The organism is Polaromonas sp. P1_G1, assembly GCF_056405595.1.
Genome location: NZ_JBFUBU010000004.1, coordinates 57,162 through 73,853 on the forward strand (window position 1 = coordinate 57,162; position 16,692 = coordinate 73,853).

General features: G+C 62.5%; 12 protein-coding genes. 7 read left to right on the forward strand and 5 right to left on the reverse strand.

What is annotated here, in order from left to right; all coding sequences use genetic code 11:
* Window positions 1-26: 26 nt before the first annotated feature.
* On the reverse strand, window positions 27-1,208 hold the full coding sequence (locus AC1D1Y_RS02710; protein ID WP_477681002.1) for an acyl-CoA dehydrogenase family protein: 1,182 nt from the start codon (window positions 1,206-1,208) through the stop codon (window positions 27-29).
* A 155-nt stretch (window positions 1,209-1,363) separates the two neighbouring features.
* On the opposite strand from AC1D1Y_RS02710, the gene purN reads away from it, so the two are divergent.
* Together purN and AC1D1Y_RS02720 are read left to right on the forward strand one after the other, a co-directional pair.
* Window positions 1,364-1,969 (forward strand): phosphoribosylglycinamide formyltransferase, encoded by a 606-nt coding sequence (gene purN, locus AC1D1Y_RS02715; protein ID WP_477681003.1) that lies wholly within the window; start codon window positions 1,364-1,366, stop codon window positions 1,967-1,969.
* A gap of 184 nt (window positions 1,970-2,153) precedes the next feature.
* Window positions 2,154-2,708, forward strand: a complete 555-nt coding sequence (locus AC1D1Y_RS02720; RefSeq protein ID WP_477681004.1) for a fasciclin domain-containing protein — start codon at window positions 2,154-2,156, stop codon at window positions 2,706-2,708.
* Window positions 2,709-2,766: 58 nt separating this feature from the next.
* On the opposite strand, the gene mdeB is transcribed toward AC1D1Y_RS02720, so the two are convergent.
* Window positions 2,767-5,424 carry an alpha-ketoglutarate dehydrogenase gene (gene mdeB / locus AC1D1Y_RS02725; protein ID WP_477681005.1) on the reverse strand — a complete coding sequence of 886 codons (2,658 nt, stop codon included), beginning with the start codon at window positions 5,422-5,424 and terminating at the stop codon, window positions 2,767-2,769.
* Window positions 5,425-5,530: 106 nt separating this feature from the next.
* Here mdeB and AC1D1Y_RS02730 point away from each other — a divergent pair, with 106 nt between their 5' ends.
* Complete coding sequence (locus AC1D1Y_RS02730) at window positions 5,531-5,998, forward strand: Lrp/AsnC family transcriptional regulator (protein WP_477652813.1); 468 nt, start codon at window positions 5,531-5,533, stop codon at window positions 5,996-5,998.
* Window positions 5,999-6,134: 136 nt separating this feature from the next.
* Here AC1D1Y_RS02730 and AC1D1Y_RS02735 read toward each other — a convergent pair whose 3' ends face one another.
* Window positions 6,135-7,970: a sensor domain-containing diguanylate cyclase gene (locus AC1D1Y_RS02735; protein ID WP_477681006.1), complete on the reverse strand. Its 1,836-nt coding sequence runs from the start codon at window positions 7,968-7,970 to the stop codon at window positions 6,135-6,137.
* A gap of 200 nt (window positions 7,971-8,170) precedes the next feature.
* Between AC1D1Y_RS02735 and AC1D1Y_RS02740 the strand changes: the two genes are divergently transcribed.
* On the forward strand, window positions 8,171-9,562 hold the full coding sequence (locus AC1D1Y_RS02740) for an esterase-like activity of phytase family protein (RefSeq protein ID WP_477681007.1): 1,392 nt from the start codon (window positions 8,171-8,173) through the stop codon (window positions 9,560-9,562).
* Between the two features lie 103 nt (window positions 9,563-9,665).
* On the opposite strand, the gene AC1D1Y_RS02745 is transcribed toward AC1D1Y_RS02740, so the two are convergent.
* Together AC1D1Y_RS02745 and AC1D1Y_RS02750 are read right to left on the reverse strand one after the other, a co-directional pair.
* Complete coding sequence (locus tag AC1D1Y_RS02745) at window positions 9,666-11,282, reverse strand: peptide chain release factor 3 (protein ID WP_477652678.1); 1,617 nt, start codon at window positions 11,280-11,282, stop codon at window positions 9,666-9,668.
* A 25-nt stretch (window positions 11,283-11,307) separates the two neighbouring features.
* Window positions 11,308-11,568, reverse strand: coding sequence for a DUF1653 domain-containing protein (locus tag AC1D1Y_RS02750; protein WP_477681008.1), 261 nt, complete (start codon window positions 11,566-11,568; stop codon window positions 11,308-11,310).
* A 67-nt stretch (window positions 11,569-11,635) separates the two neighbouring features.
* Between AC1D1Y_RS02750 and AC1D1Y_RS02755 the strand changes: the two genes are divergently transcribed.
* From AC1D1Y_RS02755 to AC1D1Y_RS02765, 3 genes are all read left to right on the forward strand, one after another.
* Window positions 11,636-12,889 carry an RsmB/NOP family class I SAM-dependent RNA methyltransferase gene (locus AC1D1Y_RS02755; RefSeq protein WP_477681009.1) on the forward strand — a complete coding sequence of 418 codons (1,254 nt, stop codon included), beginning with the start codon at window positions 11,636-11,638 and terminating at the stop codon, window positions 12,887-12,889.
* A gap of 197 nt (window positions 12,890-13,086) precedes the next feature.
* Window positions 13,087-14,286: a DesA family fatty acid desaturase gene (locus AC1D1Y_RS02760; RefSeq protein ID WP_477681010.1), complete on the forward strand. Its 1,200-nt coding sequence runs from the start codon at window positions 13,087-13,089 to the stop codon at window positions 14,284-14,286.
* A gap of 415 nt (window positions 14,287-14,701) precedes the next feature.
* Window positions 14,702-16,627, forward strand: a complete 1,926-nt coding sequence (locus tag AC1D1Y_RS02765; protein ID WP_477681011.1) for a linalool dehydratase/isomerase domain-containing protein — start codon at window positions 14,702-14,704, stop codon at window positions 16,625-16,627.
* Window positions 16,628-16,692: the final 65 nt, after the last annotated feature.

A 16,692-nucleotide genomic window follows, 5' to 3' on the forward strand; every position in this document is an offset into this window, starting at 1 on the left:
CCTGTCTTCTTTTCTGGTGCGGCCGCTCAGCCGAGGACGACTTGCGAGACGATGTTTCGTTGCACTTCGTTGGAGCCGCCGTAAATCGTGGTCTTGCGCATATTGAAGTAAGTGGACGCCAGCGGTGCGTCGCCCGGCAGGCCGCCGGGGAAGTCGCCTTGCCAGCCGGCTTCCATGGCTTCTTCGATGAAGGGCAGACTGAAGGGGCCTGCGGCCAGCATCATGAGTTCGCTGTAGCGTTGCTGGATTTCGCTGCCGCGTATCTTGAGCAGGCCGGCGATGTCCAGCGAGTTCTTGCCCGATTTTTCGGCCGAGAGCACGCGCAGCACCAGCATTTCGAGCGCTACCACGTCGACTTCGAGCTTGGCGATCTCGTCGCGGAAGCGCTGGTCGTCATAGACGCCTTCGGCCTTGGCGATGCGCTTCAAGCGCTCCAGCTCGCGCTTGGCGCGGTTTACGTCGGCGATGTTGGTGCGCTCGTGGCTCAGCAGGTGCTTGGCGTAAGTCCAGCCCTTGTTCTCTTCACCGATCAGGTTTTCGGCCGGCACTTCGACGTTGTCGAACCAGACCTCGTTGACCTCGGCCTCGCCGTCCAGCAGCACGATGGGGCGCACCGTCACGCCGGGCGATTTCATGTCGATCAGCAGGAAAGAAATGCCGGTCTGTGGCTTGCCTTCAGTGCTGGTGCGCACCAGGCAGAAAATCCATTCGCCGTACTGGCCCAGCGTGGTCCAGGTCTTCTGGCCGTTGACGATGTATTTGTCGCCCTGGCGCTCGGCCCGGCATTTGACCGAGGCCAGGTCTGAACCAGAACCGGGCTCGCTATAGCCCTGGCTCCACCAGACTTCGCCGCTGGCAATGCCGGGCAGGAAGCGTTTTTGCTGCTCGGCGGTACCGAAAGCCATGATCACGGGTGCCACCATCACCGGGCCGAAGGGCACGACGCGCGGCGCACCGGCCAGCGCGCATTCTTCCTCAAACAAATGTTTTTGCACCGCGTTCCAGCCCGGGCCGCCGAATTCCTTGGGCCAGCCGTGGCCCAGCCAGCCTTTTTTGCCGAGGATCTTGGCCCATCGTTGCATGTCGTCACGCGTCAGCCGCAGGGCGTTGTGCACCTTGTGTGAAATGTCGGACGGCAGGTTGGCGTGGACCCAGGCGCGAATCTCTTCGCGGAAAGCCTGTTCTTCAGGGGTGAAAGCTAAGTCCATGGCGGGATGTCTCCGGAGCGGTTGGCGGCGGTTCTGCAGTCGCCTGCAGTCGATTTCTTATTTTTAGCACGGTCGTTCGCAATTTTATGTCTCAGTTGGGACATCGGCAAAACGGACGCTGGCCGGGTTCCTGCCCCGTTCTAAACTAGAGGGCTATGGCCAGCGCGAACAAACCGAACAAAAACATCGTCATCCTGATTTCCGGCAGCGGCTCCAACATGGCCGCCATTGCCCGCGCGGCGGACAAGGAAGGCTGGCGCGGCCTCTACGGCGCCCAGGTGGCCGCCGTGATCAGCAACCGGGCCGACGCCGCCGGGCTGGAACTGGCCCAAGGCCTGGGTATCGCCACCGCCGTGGTGCCGCACAAGGCCTTTGATTCGCGCGAGGCTTTTGACGCCGAATTGATGGCGCGTATAGACGGCTATATGCCGGCGCTGGTGGTGCTGGCCGGCTTCATGCGCATCCTGACGCCCGGCTTTGTGCGGCACTACGCGGGGCGGCTCATCAACATCCATCCCTCGCTGTTGCCGGCCTTCACTGGCCTCAACACGCACCAGCGCGCGATCGACGCCGGCTGCAAGGTGGCGGGCGCGACGGTGCATCAGGTGACGGCCGAACTCGACCACGGTGCCACCCTGGCCCAGGCCGTGGTGCCGGTGCTGCCGGGGGACACCGCCGAAACCCTGGCTGCGCGCGTGCTCACACAGGAGCACCTGATCTTCCCGCAAGCCGTGCGCGCGTTTTTCGAACGCAAAGCCTGAGTTTGCCGGCCCGCCGACAAGCGGGCTTACTTCTGGTTGCCAGTSACGGCCTTGAAAAAAAAGTTGAAACCGGATCTGTTTTGAATCCAGCGGGGCCTGTGCCCCGTATTCATCACAGCCGCTTGAATTCCCGTGATTTCGGCTCCTGGTTCATCTCAGTTCAACTTCTTTCAAAGGACTTCACATGCAGACCCAACACAAACTCGCTTCCCTCGGTGTGGCGCTGGCCCTGTCGCTCGCCACGATTCCTTCGTTCGCGCAGGTCATGGTGGGCGGCGCGCCCATGCTGGCCAGCAAGGACATCATCGACAACGCCGTCAACTCCAAGGACCACACCACGCTGGTCGCGGCGGTCAAGGCCGCGGGCCTGGTCGACACGCTCAAGGGCCCGGGCCCGTTCACGGTGTTCGCGCCCACCAACGCCGCCTTCGCGGCCCTGCCCGCCGGCACGGTGGACACCCTGCTCAAGCCGGAGAACAAGGGCATGCTGACCGGCGTGCTGACCTACCACGTGGTCGCCGGAAAATGGGATGCCGCGGCCATCGGCAAGATGATCGCCGACGGCAAGGGCATGGCCTCCATCAAGACAGTCGCCGGCGGCACGCTGGTGGCCAAATCGGCCGGCGGCAAGGTCACGGTGACCGATGAGAAGGGCGGTATGGCCACCGTGAGCATCGCCGACGTTTACCAGTCGAACGGCGTGATTCACGTGGTCGACAAGGTGTTGTTGCCCAAGTAAGGTTGAGGCGGGGCTTTTGACAGGCCCGTGTGTCGTGCACGGGCCTGCTTGCATTCGCTCAGGCCAGCTTGAGCAGGTGCAGCGCGGCCTTCACGATGCTTTGCGCATCGACGCTGAAAAATTCGCGCAGCGCGGCACGCGTGTCGCTGCGGCCGAAGCCGTCGGTGCCCAGGGTCAGGTAGCGCCGGCCTTCGGGCAGGAAGGCGCGAATGCTTTCGGGCACGGCGCGCACATAGTCGGTGGCGGCGATGATGGGGCCGGTGCTGGCTTTCAACTGCTGCGCGACGAAGGCTTCAGCGTGCGCTTCGCCGCTGAGCGCTGCTTGCTGGTTGGCTGCGCCGTCGCGCGCGAGTTCGCTCCAGCTGGTCACGCTGTACACCGTGGCGGCGATGCCCTGCTGCGCGAGCTGTTGCGCGGCCTTGATGACTTCGGTAAGGATGGCGCCCGAGCCCATCAGGGTCACTTCGCCGGCCGCCTTCTTGCCGGCGGGCAGGAAACTGTCGAAGCGGTAGCAGCCGCGAATGATGTCGGCCTCGGCGCCGGGCCGCAGGTCGGGCTGGGCGTAGTTCTCGTTCATCAGCGTGACGTAATAGAAGACGTCTTTCTGCTCGACCATCATTTCCCGCATGCCGCGATCCAGGATCACGGCAAGTTCGCCGGCGAAGGCCGGGTCATAGGCCTTGCAGTTGGGAATGGTGGCGGCGATCAGGTGGCTGCTGCCGTCCTGGTGCTGCAAGCCTTCGCCGCCCAGGGTAGTGCGGCCCGAGGTCGCGCCCAGCAGGAAACCGCGTGCGCGCTGGTCGGCGGCGGCCCAGATCTGGTCGCCCACGCGCTGGAAGCCGAACATGGAGTAATAGATATAGAAGGGCAGCATGGCCAGGCCGTGCACGCTGTAGCTGGTGGCGGCGGCCGTCCAGCTGGCCAGGGCACCGGCTTCGCTGATGCCTTCCTCGAGGATTTGCCCATCGAGTGCTTCGCGGTAGCTGAGCACCGAGCCTATGTCTTCGGGCGCATAGCGCTGGCCGACGCTGGAATAGATGCCGACCTGCTTGAACAGGTTGGCCATGCCGAAGGTGCGTGCCTCGTCGGCGACGATGGGCACAATCTTCGGACCGAGCGCCGAATCCTTGAGCAGGCCGCCCAGCATGCGCACAAAGGCCATGGTGGTGCTCATCTCCTTGCCATCGGCGGCCAGCGCGAACTGGGCGTAGGAGGGCAGGGCAGGGATGTCCACGACGTTCGCCGTTGTTTCGCGGCGTGGCAGATAACCACCCAGCGCCGCGCGCCTGGCGTGCATGTACTGCATCTCGGCGCTGTCGGCAGTGGGTTTGTAGAAGGCCAGGTTCCTGGCCTGCTCGTCGGAGAGCGGCAGGTTGAAGCGGTTGCGGAATTCGATCAGGTCCTCGCCGTCGAATTTCTTCTGTGAATGCGTGGTCATGCGGCCCTGGCCGGCGCTGCCCATGCCGTAGCCTTTTTTGGTGTGGGCCAGGATCACGGTGGGCTGGCCTTGGTGGTTGGCGGCTGCGGCGTAGGCGGCGTGGATTTTCACGAGGTCGTGGCCGCCGCGTTTGAGTCGGTCTATCTGCTCGTCGGTCATGCCCTGGGCCAGGCGCGCGAGTTCGGCGTTCTGGCCGAAGAAGTTGTCGCGGTTGAAGCGCCCGTCTTTCGCGGCAAAGGTCTGCATCTGGCCGTCCACCGTTTGCGCGAAGGCCTGGGTCAGCGCGCCGGTGAGGTCGCGCGCGAACAGGCCGTCCCAGTCGCTGCCCCAGACCAGCTTGATGACGTTCCAGCCGGCGCCGGCAAACAGCTTTTCGAGCTCGTCGATGATGCGGCCGTTGCCGCGCACCGGACCGTCCAGGCGCTGCAGGTTGCAGTTGACGACCCAGACCATGTTGTCCAGGCCTTCGCGCGCGGCCAGGGTCAGCGCGCTCATGGATTCAGGCTCGTCCATCTCGCCGTCGCCGAATACGCCCCAGACCTTGCGGCCGGTGCAGTCGAGCAAACGCCGGTGCGTGAGGTAGCGCATGAAGCGCGCGTGGTAGATGGAGCTGATGGGGCCTATGCCCATGGAGCCGGTGGGGAACTGCCAGAAGTCCGGCATCAGATAAGGGTGGGGGTAGCTGCACAGGCCTTGCGCGCCCTGGCCGGGTGCTGTGAGTTCCTGGCGGTAAAAGCCCAGGTCTTTTTCGCTGAGGCGGCCTTCGAGATAGGCGCGTGCATAGACGCCGGGCGCGCTGTGCGGCTGGAAGAACACCAGGTCGCCGCGGTGCTGGCCTTCCCCCACACCTTCACGCGCGCGGAAGAAGTGGTTGAAACCGGTTTCAAACAGGTCGGCTGCGCTGGCGTAACTGGCGATGTGGCCGCCGAGCTCGGCGGAGCCGCCGGTCTCGGCCTGGTTGGCGCGCACCACCATGGCCAGCGCGTTCCAGCGCATCAGCGAGGCCAGGCGTTCTTCCATGGCGAGGTCGCCGGGGAACACCGGCTGCTCGTCCACGGCGATGGTATTCATATAGGGCGTGGCCAGCTCGGGCTGCCAGCCTATGCGCTGCTTGCGGGCGACGCGGCTCAATTCGTTGAGCATGTGCCGCGCGCGGGCGGGGCCGTGGGTCAGGGCCAGCGCCTCAAAGGCTTCACGCCATTCGGCGGTTTCCTGTGGGTCCGGATCGGCCGGCGTGGCGGCCTGCATCAGCAAATGGTGGGGGGTGGAATCGTTCATGGCAGAAACGACTGTACGCAGCTTTTCCCGGAAGGTGTAGCCTCAATATCGGGGTTTCAGGCGATTCAGAGGCATAAAATGCCGTAGAAATGGATTTTTACAGATGATGCAGCTTGACGCCCTTGATTTGAAAATCCTCGACGAATTGCAGCGCGACGGCTCGCTGTCCAACGTGGAGCTGTCGCGGCGTGTGCACCTGAGCCCCTCGCCTTGCCTGGCCCGCGTCAAAGCGTTGGAGGCCGGCGGTGTGATTGACCGTTATGTGGCGATTGCCAATGCCGCGGCTTTGGGTTTGGGCCTCAATGTCTTTATCTCCATCAGCCTGCGCACGCAAAGCAAGGAGTCGCTGGCCGACTTTGAGCGGCGCATCGCCGAGCACGACCAGGTGATGGAGTGTTATTTGATGTCGGGCGACAGCGATTACCTGATCCGCGTGGCGGTGGCCGACATAGGTGCGCTGGAGAAGTTCATCCTCGAGCAGCTGTCGCCGATTTCAGGGATTGAAAAAATCCGCTCGAGTTTTGCGCTCAAGCAGGTCAGATATAAGACCGCCTTGCCGCTGCCCAGGCGCTAGGGCCGCTCACAAAACCCTCCTGGCGTTGTTGCAGTCGCCTTGCCGTGCTGGTGCACTGTCTGCGCCGCCGCGCCTAGCCAGGACCGCTGCGCTGGGTTTTGTGAACGGCCCTGGGCGGAAAATCTACGGACTGGGCTCAGCGGGAGCCGCGCTCTCCCGCCAGCGAGGGATGCGAGGTTTCAATCGCATTGATCTTGGCCAGCAGGTCCTCACGCCGGTTGGCGCCCTCGGCTGCAGCGCTGCCGGGCTCCAGCGGCGAATCGACAAACTGCACCGGCCGTTTGGTGCCGGAGGCCATGTGGTGCAGGCGTACCTTGAGTGAATCGGTCACATCCGCGGCGGTTTGTTCGCGAGGCGTGTCGTGCCATATGGCGATGTGCAGGCTGAAGGCGCCCGCGTCGGCGAATTTTTCGGAGGCGCGTATGCAGTCCGCCAGGATTTTGGTGGAAACCTCCGACAGGACGGCGCGGCTGACGGGGCCTTCGACCAGCACCAGGAAATGATTTTCGTCACAGCGCGCCACGGTGTCCACGTCACGCGCGGCGCGGCGAAGGATCTCGCCGATGCGGGACAGCGCGGCGCCGCGCTTCTGGTCGCCCACCTCGTCATGGCTGGGGGCCTGGTTGAGCCAGTGCAGCATCAGCGCGCCGCAGGCCAACTTCTGCCGGCGGCCACGCAGCAGCATGGCCGGCAGCCTGGCTTCGATGATGCGCGGCAGCATCAAGCCGCTGGCGGCGTCGTAGGTCGCGAGGGTGGCGCCGCGGTGATTGGAGAACAGCGCCGCCCGGCTGCGCCATGCGAGCACCCCGAAAACCCAGAGCAGGCCGACCATGGCCGACAGCACGCCCGCGGCCTGCGCCGATTCCACATTCAGCACCCAGCCCGCGTTGTAGGAAAGCCGCGCCAGCGCGGCCAGGCCGATAGGCGCGGCGCCGAGCAGCAACAGGAGGTTCCATGTCTGGCCGCGCCAGGATATCCAGACCAGGCTCGCCAGGATTGCCATGGTGGCCAGCGCCAGCCACAGGTTGCGCAGGTCGCGCGGCACGAAGTCCAGGCGGACCATCATCACGCAGGCCATGAGCAGGCTGCCCGCCGTGACGGCGGCCAGCAGCCGGTACAGGCGCGGATGGCCGTCCCGGGCATAGCTGGCCTGGGCGCAGAACCAGGCGGCCGCGGCCATGGTGACCGTGGCGGACACCCAGCCCATGACCTGGTTCAGGTGCACGCTGTAGGGCCAGATGCGCCAGCCGCCATAGCCGATCAGCACCAGTTGCGTGAACATCAGGGTGACCACCACGGCGCCGAACCACAGGAAGACCTTGCTGCGCGACATGCTGAACGCGGCCAGGCACAGCAGGGCCAGCACGCTGAACATGCCCCACATCAGGCCAATCACCACGCCGACGCGCGAGGCGCCGTCTATGTATTCGATGGGGGTGAGCAGCATGGGCCGTTCGGTGATGGGCCGGCGATGCTCGAAACGCAGGTAATAGACCTGCGGCTGGTCGGCGTGCGATTGCAGCTCAAAACTCGGGACGCGGGTGCGCAATGCCCAGTAGGCCGGGGCGATCGCCTCGCCTGCGGCGTGGACCTGCCAGCCGCCTTGCGGGTCGCGCGCATAAAGGCTGACCTTGAAGATCGCCTGGGCGGGCAGCCGGATATACCAGGTCTGCAGGTTCTCGGTGACCGGCAAGGSGAAGCTGGCCCAGACTTCCTGGGCCTCCGAGGTCGGCAGGATGGTGTTGTCGGTGTAAGGCTGGAAGATGCGTTTTTCGGCGCCGGATTCTGCGGTGCTGAAGGCGTCGGGCGAGGTGACGGAGTCCTTGGGCACGGCGACCCATTGCAGCGGCTGGGCCAAGGTGATCTGGGGGCTGTTTTCATACAGCCGGTCAAACACCTGCGCATGGCTGGCGCCGAAAATGGCGCAGAGCAACATGAAGAGGAGACAACGCAGGCTTGCTTTGAGGGACATGGGCATAGCTTATGGCAAAAGAGCGGCGTGACCACAACCGGCGGCCGGCCGATTCGGGCAATTTATACCGTGAACAGCTGTTTAAACCGGAAACCAGCATCGTCCCGAAGATTTTCCTGAGGGGGTGGCCCTCCGCTTTCTGTAATGAGGGCGTCACACGAGTTGCACACCATCCGCTTTTCATCAACTGTGGATTGCACATGCCGTTTTTCCGTTTTTCCGCAACGCAACACCCTGCCTTCAACGCTCCCGTCAAAGCCCTCTTCTTCGCGGTGGCCGCTGCCGCGCTGGTGTCGCCGCTGCAGGCCCAGACGGCTTTCCCGGCCACGCTGGCCGGCCATGCCGTGCTGCCCGCCAGATCCTTTATCGCCGCGCCCAAGGATGCGCCGCAGGACCTGCAGGTCAGCGGCAAGTTCAGCAACGGACAGCGCACCGAAGCACCGGGCACGGTGGAGGGTATGTCGGCGGGCCGGCCCACCGGTGTCTCGCTGCCTTTCAAGGGCCAGCCGCTGCAGGGCCATTCCGGTATCAAGAAGATGGCCGACGGCACTTTCTGGATCCTCACGGACAACGGCTTCGGCGCCAAGGCGAACTCGCCCGACGCCATGCTCTACCTGAACCACTACAAAGTGGACTTCAAGGCCGGCAGCATGACGAGGCTGGGAACCGTTTTCCTGCATGACCCGGACAAAAAAGTGCCGTTTCGCATCGTCCACGAAGGCACGAAGAAGCGCTACCTGACGGGCAGTGACTTCGACACCGAAAGCTTCCAGTTCGCCGGCGGCGCGCTGTGGATAGGCGACGAGTTCGGCCCCTTCCTGATCAAGGCCGACCTCAAGGGGAAGGTGCTGGCGGTGTTCGAGACTCTGGTCGACGGCAAGGTGGTGCGTTCTCCCGACCATCCCGCCGTCACCACGCCGGGCGCTCCCGGCGGTGCGGTCGATTTCCAGATCAAACGTTCCAAGGGCTTCGAAGGCATGGCGTCGTCAAAGGACGGCAGCAAGCTGTACGCGCTGCTGGAAGGCCCGGTGTGGAACGCCGAGGCGAAAGACTATGAACGTGTGGCCGGCAAGGAAGCTTTGCGCGTGCTGGAGTTCGACGTGCAAGCCGGCAAGTGGAGCGGCCGCTCGTGGATGTACCCGCTGGAGGCCAACGGCAACGCCATCGGCGACTTCAACATGGTCGACGGCACCACGGGCCTGATCATCGAGCGCGACAACGGCGAAGGCACGGCCGACAAGGCCTGCCCCGAAGGCCAGAAGCGCAGCGACTGCTTCCACGACATCGCGAAATTCAAGCGCGTCTACAAGATCGAGATGACGGACGCCAACGTGGGCGGGCCGGTGCGCAAGGTCGGCTACATCGACCTGCTCAACATCGCCGACCCGCAAAAGCTGGCGCGCAAGCCGCTGAACGACGGTGTGCTCAAGTTCCCCTTCTTCACGATTGAAAACGTGGACGTGGTGGACGCGACGCACATCGTGGTCGGCAACGACAACAATCTGCCGTTTTCCAGCAGCCGCGAGCCGAACAAGGCCGATGACAACGAGTTGGTCCTGCTTGAAGTCGGCGAGCTTTTGAACGCTAAATAGGCCGGCGCAGCATCAACGCATAAAAAGCTACGGGCGTCAGTCACTGTCCATGGGATAGCGGCTGACGCCCGTTCTACGTCTTGACGGAGCGAGGTGAAGTCGTTTACATCTTGGACTGGAACACCAGCCCGGCGTGCTCGCGCAGCGCATGGAACTTGATCTTGGGCCATTGCTGTTCCACGGCGCGCAGGGTGGCGCTGTGATCCACCAGCAGGGTGGGTGCATCGACGGCGTCCAGCGCCACGCGGTGGGCGTTGGCATCCATGAATTTTTTCAGTTCGTTGGCGTCGTCGCTGGTGACCCAGCGCGCGAGGTTGAAGTTGCTGCCCATGATGCGGGCCTTGACACCGTATTCATGTTCCAGGCGGTGAGCGACCACTTCAAACTGCAGTTGGCCGACCGCGCCCAGCAGCAGCAATGAGCCGGCGATAGGCCGGAACACCTGGATCGCGCCTTCTTCACCGAGCTGCGTGAGGCCGGCGCGCAGCTGCTTGCTGCGCAGCGGGTCGGCCACCTCGACGGCGCGAAACATTTCGGGCGCGAAGAAGGGCAGGCCGGTGAACTGCAGCGCTTCGCCTTCGGTCAGCGTGTCGCCGAGCTGCAGCACGCCGTGGTTGGGGATGCCGATGATGTCGCCGGCAAAGGCGGTGTCCAGCAGTTCGCGGCGCTGGCTCATGAAGCTCACCACGGTGTTGGGCCGCAGTTCCTTGCCGCTGCGCACCACCTTCAGGCGCATGCCGCGCGTGAATTCACCGCTGGCCACGCGCAGGAAGGCGATGCGGTCGCGGTGGGCCGGGTCCATATTGGCCTGGATCTTGAACACCACGCCGGAGAATTTTTTCTCCTCGGGGTGCACCACACGCTGGATGGACTCGCGCTCGGCGGGCGCGGGCGCCAGGTCGACCAGCGCGTCCAGCACCTCCTGCACGCCGAAGTTGTTGATGGCGGAGCCGAAAAACATGGGCGTCTGCTTGCCGGCCAGGAACTCGGCACGGTTGAACTCGGGCGTGGCGCCGGCCACCAGCTCGATCTCGCCCTGGGCCTGCGTGTATTCGGCGCCGAAGCGTCTGGCGGCTTCGGCGTTGTCCAGGCCGGCCAGGATTTCGTCGTCGCCGCCGGCTTTTTCCTCGCCGGGGCTGAAGACGCGCATGCGGTCCTCGCGCCTGTCATAGACGCCGTGAAAAAGCTTGCCCATGCCGACCGGCCAGGTGAAAGGAATGACCGTCATGCCAAGTTCGCGTTCGATCTCGTCCATCACGCTCATCGGGTCCTGCACTTCGCGGTCCATCTTGTTGACGAAGGTCAGGATGGGGGTGTTGCGCGCGCGGCAGACCTGCAAGAGGCGCCGTGTTTGCGGCTCAACGCCGTTGGCCGCGTCAATCACCATCAGCGCCGCGTCCACGGCGGTCAGCACGCGGTAGGTGTCCTCCGAGAAATCCTGGTGGCCGGGGGTGTCCAGCAGGTTGATGACGCAGTCGCGGTATTCCATCTGCATGACCGAGCTGGCCACCGAGATTCCGCGCTGCTTTTCGATCTCCATCCAGTCGGAGGTGGCGTGGCGCGCGGCTTTGCGCGCCTTGACGCTGCCGGCGATCTGGATCGCACCCGAGAACAGCAGCAGCTTTTCGGTCAGCGTGGTTTTACCCGCGTCGGGGTGGGAGATGATGGCAAACGTGCGGCGGCGTTTGACCTGTTTTTCGATTTCGGTGGATTCGGACATAACCCACGATTATCGGTGACGGCGCCTATTGCGGCGCCGGACCGGGCTGACGGGCAAATCGTGGCTGTTTCACGCCGTCGATGACCACCTCTTCATTGAACATGGCTGCGGGCCTTACCCACAGGCCTTTTTCGCCGTAGAGCGCACGGTACAGCGTCATCGGCTCCAGGCTTTCGCTGTGGCGCACCGTGCCTATCACGTCATATAACATGCCCTTGTAGTGGCGGTACAGGCCGGGCGGGGTTTCGATCAGGGGCGGGAGTGCTTCGGCAAGGGTTTCGGGCATGTCAGTTCGGGGCTGTAAAGGGGTTTAAAAACGGGTACTGCAAGACCGGAGTGGGACAATGGGGGTTATGCATCCTAAAGCCTTACTCGACAGTTGTTCCGAGCTTCTCAAGCAGGTCCTCAAATTTGATCACCCCGCCGACATGGTGGTGTCGCGCTATTTCCGTGACTACCGCCTTGGCCCGCGCGAGCGCGCCACCGTGGCCGAAACGGTTTACGGCGTGCTGCGCAAGAAAAACCTCTACACCTACCTGGCCCAGCACGGCAGCGGCGCGCCGGAGCGGCGGCTGGCCATCCTCGGCTTTGCGGCCGACCGCGACTTTTTGCTGGGCGCGCTGACCGACCAGGAGAAAGACTGGCTGGCGCGCTGCGACCAGGTCAAGCCGGCCGACTTGATGGAATTGCACCGCCACAACCTGCCGCAGTGGCTGGTGGAACCGCTCAAGGAGCAGCTGGGCGACGATTTCTGGCCGCTGGTGGAGAGCCTCAACGCGCCCGCCGGGCTGGATTTGCGCGTCAACACGTTGAAGGACAAGCGCGCCGAAATCCAGAAAGAGCTCTCGAAAGCGGCGATCAAAACCGTCGCCACGCCGTATTCGCCCTGGGGCCTGCGCATCGACGGCAAGCCTCAATTGGCCAAGCTGGACGCTTTCACCCGCGGCGCCATTGAGGTGCAGGACGAGGGTTCGCAACTGCTGGCTCTGCTGGTGGACGCCAAACGCGGGGAGATGGTGGTCGATTTTTGCGCCGGCGCCGGCGGCAAGACGCTGGCCCTGGGCGCATCCATGCGCAACACCGGGCGGCTGTATGCCTTTGACACCTCCGGCCACAGGCTGGATGCGCTCAAGCCCCGGCTGGCGCGCAGCGGGCTCTCCAATGTGCATCCGGTGGCGATTGCCCACGAACGTGACGACCGCATCAAGCGCTTGGCCGGCAAGATAGACCGTGTGCTGGTCGATGCGCCGTGCTCGGGTTTGGGCACCTTGCGGCGCAACCCCGACCTCAAATGGCGGCAAAACCCCAAGGCCATTGAAGAGCTCAGGGCCAAGCAGACCGCGATTTTGCAGAGTGCCGCGCGGCTTTTAAAGCCCGGCGGCCGGCTGGTTTACGCCACCTGTAGCGTCTTGCGTGAAGAAAACGAGGCGATTGCCGAAGCCTTCAGCGCGGCCAATACGGGGTTCAACGTCCTTGAAACCGGGCCTTTGTTGACCCATCTGGGGGTGGAGCATGCGGAAAAACTGTGCCGCGGCCCCTACCTTCGACTCTGGCCCTACTTGCACCAGACTGACGGGTTTTTCGCGGCGGTTTGGCAAAAGTCCTGATATTTTTGCGAGCAAAAGACGACAGATGGGCTGATGTTACACATTCATTCGTGATTTTTCGCACTGATTTGACCCTTGGCTCTGTACCCCAGGAGACTTGGTATTTATGGGGGTTCGCCTTACAATAAGGCCTCGTCTGGTGCAGCGCCCGGAGACAAATTTGGATGGCGCTGGTGCAGCTTGTTTAAAGGATTTTTATGATTTTGTTTGATGCCGCCCTCGACTGGCTGGCAAATGGATTGCTCGCCGCCAGCTGGTGGCAAATCGTGCTGTACGCCCTGGTGACCACCCACATCACCATCGCCAGCGTGACGATTTACCTGCACCGCCATCAGGCGCATCGCGCCATGGATCTGCACGCGATTCCCTCGCATTTCTTCCGCTTCTGGCTTTGGCTGGGTACGGGCCAGGTGACCAAGGAATGGGTGTCCATTCACCGCAAGCACCACGCCAAGTGCGAAACCCTTGAAGATCCGCACAGCCCGCAGGCCCACGGCATCAAGAAGGTGTTCTKKGAAGGCGCCGAGCTGTACCGCGCCGAAAGCAAGAACAAGGAAACCATGACCAAGTACGGCCATGGCACGCCGAACGACTGGATGGAGCGCAATGTCTATTCCCGCTACAGCTGGCAAGGAGTGGGCCTGATGATGATCATCGACCTGGCCTTCTTTGGCGTGGCAGGCTTGGCGGTCTGGGCTGTGCAGATGGCCTGGATTCCCGTGACGGCCGCCGGCATCATCAACGGTATCGGCCACTACTGGGGTTATCGCAACTTTGAGGCGCCCGACGCCAGCACCAACATTTCGCCCTGGGGCATCATGATTGGCGGCGAAGAACTGCACAACAACCACCACACCTACCCGACCTCGGCCAAGTTCTCGGTCAAACCCTACGAATTCGACATCGGCTGGATCTACATCCGCGCCCTGGAAAAGGTCGGCCTGGCTTCCGTGAAGAAGGTTCCGCCCAAGCTCCAGCTGGGTTCCATCCAGCCCGTGGCCGACGAGAAAACGCTGGAAGCGCTGATCGCCCACCGCTACGAAGTGATGGCCGGTTTTGCACGCGAACTGCGCCGTGCCGGCAAGGCCGAGATCGAAGTGCTGAAAGCGAAAAAAGCCGACGTCTCCGTGCTGCGCGCGGCCAATCGCTGGCTGCACCGCGACGACGACAAGGTGCCCGCGGCCGCCAAGCCGCAGTTGGCCCAAGCCCGTGCCGAGCACCCCGTGCTCGACAAGATGGTCACCATGCGCGAAGAGCTGCGCCAGATGTGGATGAGCACCTCTGCCTCCCGCGAGCAGCTTGCAACCGACTTGCAAGCTTGGTGCCATCGTGCGGAAGAAAGCGGCATTGCCGCCCTGCGCGAGTTTTCCATGAAGCTGCGCGCCGCCCGCGCCTGACCTGGCGTTGCATACCGGCCTGGTTTCAGGTCGATACCTCTTAAAAACCGCTCCGGAGGAATCCGAGAGCGGTTTTTTATTGTTCGGCGCAAAGTACGAACTCCGTGATCGAGCGCCTCAAGATTTGATAATGAGCAGGGTCGCTACCAGCGTACTGTTCAGAGCGTTCGAGATTAGTCATCTTCTGCACACGGAAGAGAACTTTCATGCGAATTGCGCTGAAGCCTGACCTCCACACACCTGCAACTCAAAACGGGCGATTGGGTCGATGTTCCGCAACGTAAATGGCCGTCTGGCAGGTGACTTCACCCCAACTTCATATAGCTCATCAAGGCCTCACAGACGCGTATCAGACTGCACCTGTCGAAAGCCGAGTGCATCAATCTGATGCTTCATTTCGAAGAAAGGTCGGTCTGTGAGTTCAATCCGTAGCGTTGCTACTCTTCCGCCATACACACGAATTTTCGGTCCGGTAACGACAAGAAAGACTGTCCGGCTTTTAAAACTGTATCTGCTGCTCGTCGCGGGTGGCTCGGTTTTGCTGCTTTTTGCGCATCAGGATGCCTTGCAGATTTTCGGCTTGGGGTTGATGGTGCCGGGCGGTGGATTTCTGGCGCATGCTGATATCTGCACCGGCAGTGGTATGGGGCATTTAGCCGCCTGGCTGTGTTCGGTGGGTGCCTTGGCGTTTGCGCTGTTGGTCTGGTTTGGTACGGGCAATGTGTTGCTGCCTCCGTTTGTATGGTTCGGTTCGGCGTTTTGGGCCGCGAGCATGAACCACGGCGCAATCCAGCCAGGCGTGGTACTGAATGTGTACTACGTGCTCGCGCTGTCTGCTGCGGCGGGCTGCCTGTCGATGCTGGGCTGGTTTATGTTTTCAGGCCGGCAAAGGCGCATCGACAACGATTACCTGGTCCGGCAAGCGGCTAGATTGGACACGATCTTCACAGCCCAACCATCAAGGCAAAAACCGGAAATGTCGTTGGCGCATCTGCATCGTGTGAGGTTCGCGCTCGATCGGGCCCTGCAACCCCGCGATGAATTTTCGGGGTTCGAGCAACGCGATCAATTTCAGACGGCGGCGCTTCGGTATCAAGTCAACTTTCTGGCTTATGGCATTGCCTTGACGCAGGCACGCTTCACGCCTGCGTTGGGCGGATACATGAGCGACGCGCAAAGCAAGCTACTGAAAAAGCAGACACAGCACCGCGCGTGGGCCTACTGGTGGCTGGAAAATCTATGGGGAAACTTACGGTGGAACTCCGACCCCACTGCCCGTGAGAACATCATGTACACGGGCTTCGTGGCGCTGCAGATGGCCCTGTTCCAGGCCAGCACGGGAAATCAGGAATTTTCAAAAAAAGGTGCCTTTACGCTGGTGCATCCGAACGGAAAACGCTACGAACACAGTTTCGAGTCCTTGCTGTCCAGGTTGGAAAAAGAATACGAACGTTCACCCTTTTATTTGATGGCCTGCGAGCCCAACTGGGTCTATCCCCTGTGCAACACAATGGGAGCCGCAGCGCTGCGTGCCCACGATGCGCAGCACGGTGAGATGAAATGGGCCGGTCACGCGCCAGAGTTTCGCCGGCATCTGGACGCGGAGTTTCTCGATGGCATGGGCCGCTACGTGCCATGCCGTTCGACGTATACGGGATTGGCCTTGCCCGCCATTGGTGGCGCGATGCCTCTGGCGATGCCCTGCTACTTTTTGAATGCGCTGGAACCTGACTTGGCGCGTCGCCAATGGCTGTTGTTGAGACGTCAGCTGTTCGATAGTCATGAGCGGCTTCGGCGCAATGAATTCTGGCCCATCGACACAGGAAACTATGGTTTCTCAAGAGGCAGTGCCTACGCAGCGACGGCTTTGGCGGCAGCAGAGTTGGGCGATGAGTGCGTGTATCAAAACTGCATGGATGCCTTGGAGCACGAGTGTCCAACCACTCTCAGTCATGGGGTCGCCCACCGGAGTAAGGCCTCGGTATGGGCGCATGGTGTCGAGCTGATGGCGCACTCCGGAGGGCGCGACAGTTTTCGAAACTTGATCAGTAACCCACTTTTATCAAAAGGTCCCAGGTTGGAACCCCTGTCCTATCCCGATGTGCTGGTTGCAGCTGCGCACTCCGATGATGTGAGCAGCTCTTTGCAAGCGGTGCTGTACGGCGGAGCCGGCGATGGCATTAAAAGCTTGGGCGTGTCGGGCTTGCGCCCGTTGGCACCCTATCGGGTCACAGGTGCATGCCTGACGCAGGTTCGGGCTGACGACATGGGAAAGGTGTGCTTGCAGATTCCGCTCGCTGGGCGCACCTGTTTGACGCTGGAGCCGGCCGGCGCACTGTAATGGGCTGCTGTATTTTGATGGCCACGGTATGGGGCTGCTTGTATGGGTTGCAGGCGATGCAGATG

Excerpts from the sequence above, each read along its gene's own strand:
- AC1D1Y_RS02710 (WP_477681002.1), bottom strand. The coding sequence starts at position 1,208 with ATGGACTTAGCTTTCACCCCTGAAGAACAGGCTTTCCGCGAAGAGATT.
- purN (WP_477681003.1), top strand. The coding sequence starts at position 1,364 with ATGGCCAGCGCGAACAAACCGAACAAAAACATCGTCATCCTGATTTCC.
- AC1D1Y_RS02720 (WP_477681004.1), top strand. The coding sequence starts at position 2,154 with ATGCAGACCCAACACAAACTCGCTTCCCTCGGTGTGGCGCTGGCCCTG.
- mdeB (WP_477681005.1), bottom strand. The coding sequence starts at position 5,424 with ATGAACGATTCCACCCCCCACCATTTGCTGATGCAGGCCGCCACGCCG.
- AC1D1Y_RS02730 (WP_477652813.1), top strand. The coding sequence starts at position 5,531 with ATGCAGCTTGACGCCCTTGATTTGAAAATCCTCGACGAATTGCAGCGC.
- AC1D1Y_RS02740 (WP_477681007.1), top strand. The coding sequence starts at position 8,171 with ATGCCGTTTTTCCGTTTTTCCGCAACGCAACACCCTGCCTTCAACGCT.
- AC1D1Y_RS02745 (WP_477652678.1), bottom strand. The coding sequence starts at position 11,282 with ATGTCCGAATCCACCGAAATCGAAAAACAGGTCAAACGCCGCCGCACG.
- AC1D1Y_RS02750 (WP_477681008.1), bottom strand. The coding sequence starts at position 11,568 with ATGCCCGAAACCCTTGCCGAAGCACTCCCGCCCCTGATCGAAACCCCG.
- AC1D1Y_RS02755 (WP_477681009.1), top strand. The coding sequence starts at position 11,636 with ATGCATCCTAAAGCCTTACTCGACAGTTGTTCCGAGCTTCTCAAGCAG.